At 66.0% G+C, this 11,208-nt stretch carries 11 protein-coding genes; 7 read left to right on the forward strand and 4 right to left on the reverse strand.

The window, feature by feature from the left end; all coding sequences use genetic code 11:
• Nucleotides 1-25 precede the first annotated feature (25 nt).
• The 3 genes from J2X01_RS13335 to J2X01_RS13345 all read right to left on the reverse strand — a co-directional run bounded on the left by J2X01_RS13335 (nt 26) and on the right by J2X01_RS13345 (nt 2,951).
• Nucleotides 26-991 (reverse strand): PDR/VanB family oxidoreductase, encoded by a 966-nt coding sequence (locus J2X01_RS13335; RefSeq protein WP_310058041.1) that lies wholly within the window; start codon nt 989-991, stop codon nt 26-28.
• 165 nt (nt 992-1,156) lie between these two features.
• On the reverse strand, nt 1,157-1,999 hold the full coding sequence (locus J2X01_RS13340; RefSeq protein ID WP_310058043.1) for an IclR family transcriptional regulator: 843 nt from the start codon (nt 1,997-1,999) through the stop codon (nt 1,157-1,159).
• Between the two features lie 151 nt (nt 2,000-2,150).
• Nucleotides 2,151-2,951 carry an SDR family oxidoreductase gene (locus J2X01_RS13345; protein WP_310058045.1) on the reverse strand — a complete coding sequence of 267 codons (801 nt, stop codon included), beginning with the start codon at nt 2,949-2,951 and terminating at the stop codon, nt 2,151-2,153.
• 158 nt (nt 2,952-3,109) lie between these two features.
• Here J2X01_RS13345 and J2X01_RS13350 point away from each other — a divergent pair, with 158 nt between their 5' ends.
• The 7 genes from J2X01_RS13350 to J2X01_RS13380 all read left to right on the forward strand — a co-directional run bounded on the left by J2X01_RS13350 (nt 3,110) and on the right by J2X01_RS13380 (nt 10,531).
• Nucleotides 3,110-4,489, forward strand: a complete 1,380-nt coding sequence (locus tag J2X01_RS13350; RefSeq protein WP_310058048.1) for an aldehyde dehydrogenase family protein — start codon at nt 3,110-3,112, stop codon at nt 4,487-4,489.
• 28 nt (nt 4,490-4,517) lie between these two features.
• Entirely contained in the window at nt 4,518-5,444 is a 927-nt protein-coding gene (locus J2X01_RS13355) for an MBL fold metallo-hydrolase (RefSeq protein ID WP_310058050.1), read from the forward strand.
• 52 nt (nt 5,445-5,496) lie between these two features.
• Nucleotides 5,497-6,867 carry an MFS transporter gene (locus J2X01_RS13360; protein WP_310058053.1) on the forward strand — a complete coding sequence of 457 codons (1,371 nt, stop codon included), beginning with the start codon at nt 5,497-5,499 and terminating at the stop codon, nt 6,865-6,867.
• A 10-nt stretch (nt 6,868-6,877) separates the two neighbouring features.
• Entirely contained in the window at nt 6,878-8,284 is a 1,407-nt protein-coding gene (locus J2X01_RS13365; RefSeq protein ID WP_310058057.1) for an MFS transporter, read from the forward strand.
• A 97-nt stretch (nt 8,285-8,381) separates the two neighbouring features.
• Entirely contained in the window at nt 8,382-8,780 is a 399-nt protein-coding gene (locus tag J2X01_RS13370) for a YidH family protein (RefSeq protein ID WP_310058060.1), read from the forward strand.
• A gap of 3 nt (nt 8,781-8,783) precedes the next feature.
• The gene (locus tag J2X01_RS13375; protein ID WP_310058062.1) at nt 8,784-9,131 is read left to right on the forward strand and encodes a DUF202 domain-containing protein; all 348 of its coding nucleotides are present in this window, start codon (nt 8,784-8,786) and stop codon (nt 9,129-9,131) included.
• Between the two features lie 650 nt (nt 9,132-9,781).
• Nucleotides 9,782-10,531: an IclR family transcriptional regulator gene (locus J2X01_RS13380; protein ID WP_310058064.1), complete on the forward strand. Its 750-nt coding sequence runs from the start codon at nt 9,782-9,784 to the stop codon at nt 10,529-10,531.
• A gap of 221 nt (nt 10,532-10,752) precedes the next feature.
• On the opposite strand, the gene J2X01_RS13385 is transcribed toward J2X01_RS13380, so the two are convergent.
• A partial coding sequence (locus tag J2X01_RS13385) for an IclR family transcriptional regulator (RefSeq protein WP_310058067.1) occupies nt 10,753-11,208 on the reverse strand: 456 nt, incomplete at its 5' end.

Raw genomic sequence — 11,208 nt, forward strand, 5'->3', positions numbered from 1 at the left:
GAACTGGGGTGGATAGGTGAGGTGGCTAGAGGTCCAGGACGAGGCGCGGGCAACCGGCGGCGGCGCGGGAGACGCAGACCAGCATGACCTCGCCGGCTTCACGGTCTTCTTCCGACAACACCGCGTCGCGGTGCTCGGGCTCACCCGAGATGATCTGGGTTTCGCAGGTGCCGCACAAACCGCCACGGCAGGAGGACAGGACGCGCACGCCCACCTCTTCCACGGCTTCGAGGATGGTCTTGTCGTTCGGGACGGTCACAGTGGTCCCGGTCCGGGCCAGCTCCACCTCGAACGGCGCATTCGCAGCGGCAGCACCCAGCGTGGAGGCGACAAATCTTTCTGTGTGCAGGGCGCCCGGGGGCCAACCCATGCAGCGTTCTTCAATGGCGCCGAGCAGCCCGCCGGGCCCGCACGCGTAGACCTGCATGTGTGCCCGGGGCATACCGAGGGTCTGGTCAAGGTCCAGCCGGCCAACCTCGTCCTCGGCGATGATCCGGATACGGTCCGGACCGTACCGGTCCTCCAGTTGCTGGGCGAAGGCCATGGTATTCCGGCTTCGGCCGCCATAGATCAGGGTCCATTCCTTGCCGGCAGCCTCGGCGGCCTCAAGCATGGGAATGATCGGTGTGATGCCGATGCCGCCTGCGATGAAGAGGTATCGACGGGACTCACGCAGGGGGAAGTTGTTGCGGGGCTCAGAGATGGTCAGCGGCGTGCCTGCCAGCAGCGCGTGCACGGCCTTTGATCCGCCGCGGGAATCCGGTACGTGAAGTACGCCGATCCGCAGGTGGTCCAGCTCGTCAGGTGAGGAGCACAGGGAATACTGGCGCACCAGGCCGTCGCCCACGTGGACATCAATGTGGGCGCCGGGCTGCCACTGCTGGAACAGCTGGCCGTCAGCCCGTCGCAGCACCAGGGAGACCACCTGGTCCGCTACCATGTCCACCTGGTCGACCACGGCGTCGATGGTGGCTCCTGCAGATGCACTCATGGGGTCTTCACTTCCTTTGGGACGGCTCGCCTGCCGCACAGGCTTCGGCCGGAGATCCGGCCGCTTTAAGGGCTTACTTGAGGTTAGGTGTTCCACGCCACAGGTCGGGGCCGGCTTTCCATCCAACGGAAAGATTCGCTGGGCGGCGTGCGGGCTGAACAGTAACTACTGCGGCAGATGCTCCACACCCAGCCGCCGTGCGATTCCCCGCGAGGCGATGTTGAGGACGGGAACCACACTCCCCACCCGTGCCGGACGCCCCCGGGTGACGATGCCTAGCGCGGCCACCACCTGCTTGTTCGGCAGGAAAACCGGGACAGCCAGACCGTAGTTGTCCGGCCCGGCTTCCTCCTCAGTGGTGGCGTAACCGTTAGCGCGGACCCGCTCGATCTCGGCGGCCAGCTGCCCGGGGTGTGTGATGGTCCGGGGCGTATGCGGTTCCAGCCGCTGGGCAGCGGCCGAAAAAAGGTCCTGGGCACCGAAAGCCAGCATGATCTTGCCCGCGGCACTCGCGTGCAGCGGCAGGCGGGCGCCCACGCGCCGGAAGGGCAGACCCGCACCAGTGCCGGACATTCGCTCCACCAGCAGGACCTCCTCCCCGTCCAGGATGAACAGGTTCACCACGTTGTGGGTGACGAAGAGAACGTCCTGCATGAACGGGGCAGCCACCTCCGCAATGTTCTGCTGCGCGGGGGCCAGCAGGCCAAGGCGCCAGATCCGCTGGCCCACACGGTATTCGCCGTTCAGCTTTTCCAGACCGCCCCACGCCACCAGTTCGCCGGCAAGGCGGTGCGCAGTGGCCACCGGCAGGCCGGCACGCCGGGCCATGGAGCTTAAGCTTTGGACGGAATGTTCCGAGTCGAAGGTGCCCAACAAGGCGAGGGCGCGCGAGGTGACGCTGGCAGCCTGGTGGGTGGCAGCACCGCCGTCGTCGGCCGGAACCGGTTTGCTCCGGGCCGTCGAACCCGGGCGGCGGGCAGTCCGGCCGCTCGGGGCAGCGTTTGCCATGAATCACCCTTCTGAGTGCTGGAGGCCGCGGCGCCGTCCTTGGCGTAGTGCCGCGTTCTGCCATTTTAAGGCCCGACGCCGGTGCCTCCTAGCGCCAAAAGGCGCGGCGCCGGCATCGGGCCCTAATGGATCCTCCGTGAGATGAAGCCGATCAGCTGGGCACAGAGGCGAGGCCGGAGCCCCGGTACGCACCCAGGCCGCCGTCCACGCGGATATCCGAGCCGTTCACCCAGCCCGACTCAGGGCGCAGCAGGAAATCGATGACGGGAGCGATGTCGTCCGGATCGCCGAAGCGGCCCAGCAGCGCACCGGCGCCTTCCACTTTGTCGCGCCCGTGGTCTTTCTTGAAGTCTTCGAGGATGGGGGTGGCCACCGGTCCCGGGCTGACACTGTTGACGCGGATCCGCTGCGGCAGCAACTCCGCGGCCAGGTGCTCGGTGAGGACCCGGACGCACTGCTTGGAGAAGAGGTAGGACTCGCCGGTGACCTCGTCATCGCCTGCAACAGAGTCCAGAGCGGAAGCCTGATCGTCGGCTAGCGCGAAAGCGGCGCACTTGGCCTTGACCTCGCGCCAGTTCACCGCAACGCTGGAGGCGAGGTTTACCACGGCGGTCCCCTCGCCCAGCAGGGGGGCCAGCGCCCGGACGAGTCCCCGGACGCCGAAGACGTTGATGGCCAGCACGGTCCGCCAGGGTGCGGTGCCGGGGACCCCCGCGATGTTCGCCAGGCCCGCGATTCCGTTCGGCGCTGCGTCCGCGACTGCTGCTGCGGCGGCGTCGATGCCCGCTTGGCTGGAAAGGTCCGCCTGGACGAACGTGCCGCTGAACTCTGTGGGCTTGTTACGGTCGATGCCGATCAGCGGGACGCCTCGGCTGGTGAGGATCCGGGCCGTCCTGGCCCCGATCCCGGAGGAGACCCCGGTCAGGACGATGGGCAGTTGCTGTTGGGACATGCGGACTCCTCGTTAGTGCGTGACGTGCTTCACTCCATAGTGGCAAGCGGGTGCGTGCTCTCGCGGCGTACTTTCCGTTGGATGGAAAGCCCGCCCACGGATGTGACCGGTGCCATGACACTGGGATAAGAATTCCCTCCCGGCCGAAAGGACAAACCATGACGGCAGCCCAGTACGAGGTCCATGACCCGGCCACCCTTGAGCTCGTTGGCCACGCTCCGGAAAACACTGCAGCGGACGTTGAGCTGGCGGTTGCGGCCGCCCGCACCGCCTCCGCCGGCTGGGCGGCGGACCGGGAAGCGCGCCGCAGCGCCCTGCGCGCAGGTGCCGCACTGATCCGCCGCGACCTGGATGCGCTGTCCACCCTGCTGTCCCGGGAACAGGGCAAGCCCAAGGCCGACGCCGCCGGTGAGTTCTCCGTGGCCGCCAACCTTTTCGAATACTACGCGGACCTCGACTGGGAGGAAGCCCAGCAGCTCACCCCGCGCGCCGACCGCAGCCTGGAAGTCCAGTACCGGCCCGTGGGGATCGTCGGCACCATCACGCCGTGGAACTTCCCCATTTCCCTGCTCTGCGTGAAGCTCGCTCCCGCCCTGGTGGCCGGCTGCACCGTGATCGCCAAGCCCTCGCCGTCCACTCCCCTGTCCACCATTGCGCTGGTTAATCTGCTCAATGAGGTGCTCCCGGCCGGCGTGCTGCAAGCCCGGACCAGTTCGCGACGGACAGTAAACGTCGCGTTGAGCACCTCCCCCGGCATTCGGAAGATCTCCTTCACCGGTTCCACGGAGGTGGGTATCTCCATCGCCCAGCAGGCTGCCTCAACGGTCAAGCGCGTCACCATGGAACTGGGCGGAAACGATCCTGCCATCGTCCTGGACGACGCCGACATCGCTGTCACAGCCCGCGGCATTGTGGGCAGCGCCTTCCGCAACGCCGGCCAGGTCTGCATGGCGGTCAAGCGTGTGTACGTCCCGCGGAGGCGTAGCGCGGAACTGGCGGAGGCCATCGCCGCCGAGGCAGCCCGCCATGTGCTGGGCCACGGCATCGCGGCCGGCACCACCATGGGACCGATGCACAACGAGTCCCAGCTCAAGCTGGTCCACGGCCTGGTTGAATCCGCCGTGGGCGCCGGCGCCCGCATCCTTACCGGCGGCACCCCCGGCTGCGACCTGCCCGGCTACTTCCTCTCCCCCACCGTGGTGATCGACGCCGAGCCCGGCATGGACCTGGTGGAACATGAACAGTTCGGCGCCGCGCTGCCCATCGTGGCCTACGACAACCTCGATGAAACCATCGCCGGCCTGAACGCCGGGGAATTCGGCCTTGGCGCCTCCGTCTGGAGCCCGGACCAGGAACGGGCCTACGCCACCGCATCGTGCATTGAGGCCGGAACGGTCTGGGTCAACCAGCACACCCTAGTGGAACCGGACGCTCCGTTCGGCGGCTGGAAAGCATCCGGCGTCGGCCGTGAACGCGGCCGCTGGGGGCTGGAGGAATACCTCGAAACCCGGGTCATCAATGCCCGCCCCCACTCCTGACCCCACAATTTTGCAGAAGGACTTTCCCGTGAGCGTCGAACTGATCACTCTTGGCACCGCCGCCGGTCCGGCCATCCGCGGACCGGAAAACGGCATCTCCAGCGCACTGGTGGTGGGCGATGCCTTCTACATGGTGGACTTCGGCCTAGGCTGCTCCCGTGCCGCCCATGAGGCCGGACTCCGGGGCAAGGATTTTGTGGCGGGCTTTGTCACCCACCTGCACTCGGATCACGTGGTGGAACTTCCCGGCTTCCTGCTCTGGAACTGGGGGAACCCCGTGGAGGGCTTCACCGGCCCAGTTTCCATCGTTGGCCCGGGCAAAGATGCCACCCGCGCCGGCGGCAGCGGGCTCTCCGGCACAGGTGAGTTGGTATCCCACTCGCTAAAAGCCTTCTCCTACGACATTGATATCCGGGTTCATGATGAGGCCCGCCCAGACCTCGCCTCGCTTGTGCGCACTGTGGATCTGTCCACGCCCGCGCATCAATCACCGGAGGCGGCCCGCCCCTTTGACGTCTACGAGGATGACAGGGTCAAGGTCACCGGCATCCTGGTGGAACACCCGCCCGTGCGCCCTGCACTGGCGTTCCGCTTCGAGACCGACGCCGGCTCTGTGGTGTTCTCCGGTGACACGGCCGAATGCGAAGCCATGGTTGTGCTCGCCGACGGTGCGGACGTCCTGGTGCATGAAGCGGTCAACCTGGACTTCTACGCAGACAAGGGCTTCGCGCCGGAGTTCCTGAACCACCAGCGGATCGCCCACACCCCGCCGGACGGAGCCGGGCGCGTGGCATCCGCTGCCGGCGTGGGCCGGCTTGTCCTGTCGCATCTGGCCGGCCGCGCGGAGCCGCAGTGGTGGCGCGCCCGTGCCGCCTCAACGTTTGGCGGCCCCGTGGACGTCGCCGTCAGCGGCCAGCGGTTCCGCATCGGCAGCCCCGTTCTGGCACCCGCCTGAGAGGAACCCGATACAGGGAAACCGCCCCGCCACCCTTCAGCAAGGAAAACTCTTGGCACTGCCGTCGCACACCAAACTCCTCGATGACACAAAGGCGACGGCGGACGGGGCCTGGCTTGCCGTCCTCGTTGCGGGCATCGCGGCGGCCATGCACATCTGGAAACTTCCGGCCGCCCTGGCCGGTATCCAGGCGGATCTCGGCACCTCACTGCTCCAGGCCGGGCTGCTGCTGGGCATCATTCAAGTGGCCAGCGTGGTGGGCGGCCTGGCCACGGCCGTGGGCGGCGAGATGGCTGGCCTGCGCCGGCTCCTCATCTCCGGACTGGTCCTGCTGAGCGCGGCCTCCGCGCTGGGCGCGGCCGCCCCCAGCACCGAATGGCTGATGGCCGCACGCACCCTGGAGGGCGTCGGCTTCCTGCTGGCCGTCGTCGTCGCCCCTGCCCTCATCCGGAAAGTGGCCCCACCCCAGCGGTTGAACGTTGCGCTGGCCAGCTGGGCCACGTTCCAGGGAACGGCCACGCTGCTCGGCCTGTCCGCGGGTGCTGTGTTCCTGCAGGCCGCAGGGTGGCGCGAGTGGTGGCTGCTCATGGCCATTCTCACGCTTCTCCCGGTGCCGCTGCTGCTGCGCCGGGTGCCGAAGGACGTGCCACCTGCCGAGGCCGGGCTCCGCTCAGCGCTCCGCAGGGTGGGCCGCACTGTGGCCACCCGCAGGCCGTGGATCATAGGTGTGGTCTTCGCCTGCTACACGGCGCAGTGGATGGCCGTACTGGGCTTCCTGCCGTCAATCTACCGGTCAGCGGGGCTCGACGGTCCGTGGCCGGGCATCCTCAGCGCCTTGGTGGGAGGAGTGAACGCCATCGGGGCCCTCAGCGCCGGTCCGCTGATCCAGCGTGGCCTGTCCGAGCGGAGAATTATCTTTTGGACCTTCCTGTCGATGTCCGCCGCATCCGTGGCCACGTTCGCCGTCGGCTGGGAAAACGTCGCGAACGGCATCCTCGTCCAGGTTGTCCTCATCGCTCTGTTTTCCGCTGTCGGGGGCCTCATCCCTGCCGCGGTGACCAGTTACTCGGTACGCATCGCACCCACGGACGGTTCGGTCACCGCCGTGCTGGGCCTGACGCAGCAGATCTTTAATGTGGGAAACTTTCTGGGGCCCATGTTGTTCGCCCTGCTCGCCACCACCGCCGGCGGCTGGGGCGCCACCTGGTGGCTGACATGTGGATTGAGCACTCTGGGGATGGCCCTGCTGGTGTTCCTGGGCCGGGCCGACGGCGGGAGCGTCTGCGGTGTGCGACGCTTCCAAAGTGGCTTTCCGCCCAACGGAAAGCTCAAATGTAAGGCCGGTCACACGAGCCTAGAGTCAAGGAAACGCCGGCGAAACCGGCAAAGACTCCCCTTCAACGATTGGGCAAACTGTGTCTGAAATTCCCCATATGACGCCGGGCTCCGCGACCTCCCGCGATCCCCGGACCTGGTCCCGGGCCAAGCGCAACCGGTACGGCTGGTTCATGACGTTCAGCCTGCTTTTCCTGATGATGCTCAGCTGGGCGGACAAGGCAGTCCTGGGCATTGCGGCCGTCCCCCTGATGAAGCAGCTGGGCATCACGCCCGAACAGTTTGGCCTGGTGGGCAGTGCCATGTTCCTGACCTTCGGCGTGGCCCAGATCGTGGCTGCCCCCATCGCCAACAAGGTATCCAGCAAGTGGATCCTGCTGGTCCTGTGCCTGCTGTGGTCCGTGGCGCAGGTTCCCATCCTGCTGTTCGCCTCGTTGCCCGCTCTCTGGGCCAGCCGCCTGCTGCTCGGTGCCGGCGAGGGACCGCTCGCACCGGTGCTGATGCACGGCATTTACAAGTGGTTCCCCGCGAAGAAGGGTGCTACCCCTGCCGCGCTGGCGTCTTCCGGCGTGACCTTGGGCATTGTGGCTTTCGCTCCGGTTTTGGCTTGGGTAATCGGTCAATTCGGCTGGCAGACGGCCTTCGCAGTGCTGGCCATTGTGGGACTGGTCTGGTCCATCTTCTGGTTCATCGTGGGCAAGGAAGGCCCGTACACCAGCCGGAAGGCTGAACAGGAGATTGACGGCATCGCCCCGGAGGAGGCCCCGGTGGTGGCCGAGACCAAGATCCGCTACTGGCGCACCATTCTCTCCCCCAGCTGGATCTTTGCGGTCCTGGCGTCCTTTTTCGGCTACTGGACCTTCACCCTGGCCATGTCCTGGGGCCCGGCATACTTCCAGAACGTCCTCGGCTTCAGCGGTCAGCAGGCCGGCACCATGATCGCCCTGCCCGCAGCCTGGGGCACTATTGCCACTGTGGGCCTGAGCGCCCTGACCCAGCGCCTGCACCTGAAGGGCGTTCCCACCAGGAAGGCCCGCGGCTGGGTACTCGGCGCCGCCGGAACCTTCGCCGGCGCCTGCCTTGTAGGGGCAACGATGACAACCTCCCCCATCCTGTCCATCACCCTCATGGTCTTCGGCTTCGGCACCGCCCCTGCACTCTTCGCCATCACCTACCTCGTAGTCGCAGAGCTGACCACCATTGGCCAGCGCGGCGCCAACTTATCCATCGCCAACGCGGTCCTCACCACAGGCGGCGTGTTCGCACCGGCAGTGTCCGGATTCCTGATTGGCGGAGCAGCCACCCCCGCGGACGGCTACCGTGCGGCCTTCGCCCTGGCCGGAGGGCTCATGCTGACGTTCGGCGTCCTGGCCCTGGTGTTCGTCAACCAGCAGCGCGACCGCCGTCGGCTCGGCCTAGACGTAGCCGCCGGCTTCTCACTCGAGGCACCCACCGCTGCCATCGGAACCGAGGCAGCATCATTAGAGGCAGTCACTAAGGCCTAAAACAACAGTCCCGGAAGGCGGCTAGCGGAGGCCGCAAACTCGGCCTCCGCACTCGCCTGAGCTGAAGAACAAACGTTGGACACGGAAGGAACCACCCATGGAGAATTTCAACGCCCGCAGCGGCGGGGGAAGAACCGGCCTCTCCGGCCGGATCCTGGGCGGCGGCACCGAACCGGACCCCAGGTTCACGCTGGCGAATGAACGCACGTTCCTGGCATGGATCCGGACGTCCTTGGCTTTGCTCGCCGGCGGTGTCGCCGTCGAAGCCTTCATGGCCGATCTATTCGGCCCCGAACTGCGCAAAACGGTCGCCGTCCTGCTCCTCGTTCTCGCGCTCCTCATCGGCGGGGGCTCATTCTTCCGCTGGCTAAATGTCGAACGCTCCATGCGCCGCAAAGACCCGCTTCCACTGCCTTGGATTGCCCCGGTCCTGGCAATCGGCGGAGGCCTCGTCGCCGCCATCATGGCGGTCTTCGTCCTCGTCCGCCCCGTCTAATCCGTGCCTCCACCACCTGACACGCCAATCCATGGCGACCCCGGACTCCAGCCTGAACGCACAGACATGGCCTGGGGACGCACTACCTTGTCCCTGACGGTCGCAGCCGCCATCTTCCTCCGCTGGATGCCGCACCATGGCTGGTTCGCGTCTACGCTCGTAGCGGCCTCCGTCGTTACCGCCCTGGCTATCAACCTCACCCGCAAGCGGAGATTTCACCGCGCCATCAACGGCATCAAACATGAAGCAATTAAGCCCGACGTCGCATCGATCGCCGCCGTCGCAGCCAGCGTCATCGTCCTTGCCGGCCTGGGAATCTTCACCATCTTGCTCATCCCTCTTGAGCAATGACCTTGAGGTTAAGGCAGACCCCGCCCCCGAGCGGTTGGGTATTTAGTTGACGAAATATCCGTTATCGGCCTTTCGTCAATGCGCGCGAGGAATAGCCAGAAAGGGAATCGCCGGTTCGTCCGTACAGTTTTTAGGGTCTTCCTGGTGCCTGTGCGGCAGGACATTGTAGGAGCCAATATAGCTTCGACGCCATACTTACCTTTCGTGCATCTCTTTCATCGCCAGGGCATAGGCTGGCAGGCCTTCCCGGTGAGGTGTCCAGCGCCGCCAAGTGGTGTGGGGGGTCGACAGCCCTGCCGCTCCCCCATCGGCGGGCTTCTACGTGCCTGAACCTCGTTCGCGCTGCTGTCCTCTTTGGGACTCGTGACCATAGAGTCAGCCGAGCGTCAAACGCCATTGCCGTCCAGTGCTACCTCAAGCCCGGTTCACCGTCGGTGCGGCATCCCACCCTCTCACCCGGGACAAGCGCTACCGTCGTGGGGACTCATTTCGCGGCTGCCGAGTGGATCATCACCGTTTCCGAGCGGGTTTCGTCTGCGAGGCCCGCGTCCACACCTGATTTGAGCAGGCGCACCTGTGCGACCGTATCTTCGTATCTGCGCCCCGATTGCGGCATATGATGGCCAAAAGAGTGGCGGGTTCGCCACGCAGTGCGAAAGGATGAAGGTGGCAGGCAGGCCGAGGCAGGACAACGGGCAGGTCCAGGAGCTGCGGCGTCGCTGTTGAATGGGCTTGCTGTACTCGAAGCCTTTTCCGTTCAAAATCCGGTTCTCGGTGTGACCGAGGTTGCTCAGCGCGTGGGCCTCCACAAGAGCACGGTCTCGCGCATTCTTGGCGGTCTTACAGAAGCTGGATATGTCCAGCGGGATGAGGAGACGGGCCGGTATCGGCTCGGACTGGGCCTCCTTGCGTTGTCCGGCCCTTTGCTGGCGGACCTGGATGTCCGCCGTGCTGCGGTTCCGTACTTGGAGCAGTTGACCGAAAGCACCCAAGAGACCAGCGCTATCTCGGTCTGGAATGGTCACGAGGCCATCGTCGTAGAGCAGGTTGCCAGCCCGAATCAGGTCAAACACACTGCCACCATCGGAACCCGGTACAACAAATTCGCCAGCTCCTCGGTGCGGGTCTTCCTGGCGGAGCTGGCCCCGGCTCTCGCGACCGAACTGATCGAATCCGGGCAGATACTACGCACGGCAGGAGATGGTTTGCCGTTGGACCACACCGCCCACCTGCAGGAAGTCGCCCGTCAGGCATACGCCGTCAACGACGGTTCGACCACATCCGCTCCCCGTTCCCGCGTGCACAAGCACGCCACCGGGGACACCCTGGTTCAAGCCGTACAACATGCTGCCTCGGAAGTATCCACCCGCCTGGGCTGGGCGGCCTCGCTTCCTGGCTGATTCACCCATGCAGCTAGGCGAGCGTCAGCAACATCGTGCACCCGACAGCATTTCGGATCGAGAGGCGACGGCGCTATTGCCTGGTGAGAAGTATTCCGTGAGGGAGTAGCTGTCACTTGCCGGGGGTTGCCCTGCTTGATGTCCGGTAGGTGTTCTGGCAATCCAAGAAGAAAACGGCGCGCAGAGCCATCGGGTCCTGCCCGGAGGAGCTGGTTGGGCCGTCAGCGCACTGGATTTGTTTCCCGCGGCAGGCTTCCCAGCCGTGTCGATACGCGCTCGGCGGCCTGTACCACGGCTTCGCGCAGGAGCGACTGACTCTGCTGGTGCTGCACTCGGGCCCTTGGGGCGCTGGCTGTGATGCAGCCGACGACTGCGCCCCGGAAATCCCGTACGGGGGCGGAGACGCCGTATTCCTCGTACGTGGTCTCGCCGTCGTTGACGGCGAAGCCGTGGTCCCGGACCTCGGCCAGCTGTTCGTGGGCTGGGTCCTCGAGTCCCCGGTAGCCCTCTTGCAGCACCGTCCGGCCGGCCAGCAGGCGGTCGGTCTCTTCGGGCGGCAGTTCGGCGAGGAACACGCGGACCGAGGAGCTGGCGAACTTGTTGTAGCGCGTGCCGATCGCCGCGCTGTGCTTGACCTGGTGGGGACTGGCCGTCTGTTCCACGACGATCGCGTTGGT

It is taken from the genome of Arthrobacter ginsengisoli (genome assembly GCF_031456935.1).
In the GTDB taxonomy this organism is placed as follows: Bacteria; Actinomycetota; Actinomycetes; order Actinomycetales; family Micrococcaceae; genus Arthrobacter; species Arthrobacter ginsengisoli.

Excerpts from the sequence above, each read along its gene's own strand:
- J2X01_RS13340 (WP_310058043.1), bottom strand. The coding sequence starts at position 1,999 with ATGGCAAACGCTGCCCCGAGCGGCCGGACTGCCCGCCGCCCGGGTTCG.
- J2X01_RS13345 (WP_310058045.1), bottom strand. The coding sequence starts at position 2,951 with ATGTCCCAACAGCAACTGCCCATCGTCCTGACCGGGGTCTCCTCCGGG.
- J2X01_RS13365 (WP_310058057.1), top strand. The coding sequence starts at position 6,878 with ATGACGCCGGGCTCCGCGACCTCCCGCGATCCCCGGACCTGGTCCCGG.
- J2X01_RS13335 (WP_310058041.1), bottom strand. The coding sequence starts at position 991 with ATGAGTGCATCTGCAGGAGCCACCATCGACGCCGTGGTCGACCAGGTG.
- J2X01_RS13370 (WP_310058060.1), top strand. The coding sequence starts at position 8,382 with ATGGAGAATTTCAACGCCCGCAGCGGCGGGGGAAGAACCGGCCTCTCC.
- J2X01_RS13350 (WP_310058048.1), top strand. The coding sequence starts at position 3,110 with ATGACGGCAGCCCAGTACGAGGTCCATGACCCGGCCACCCTTGAGCTC.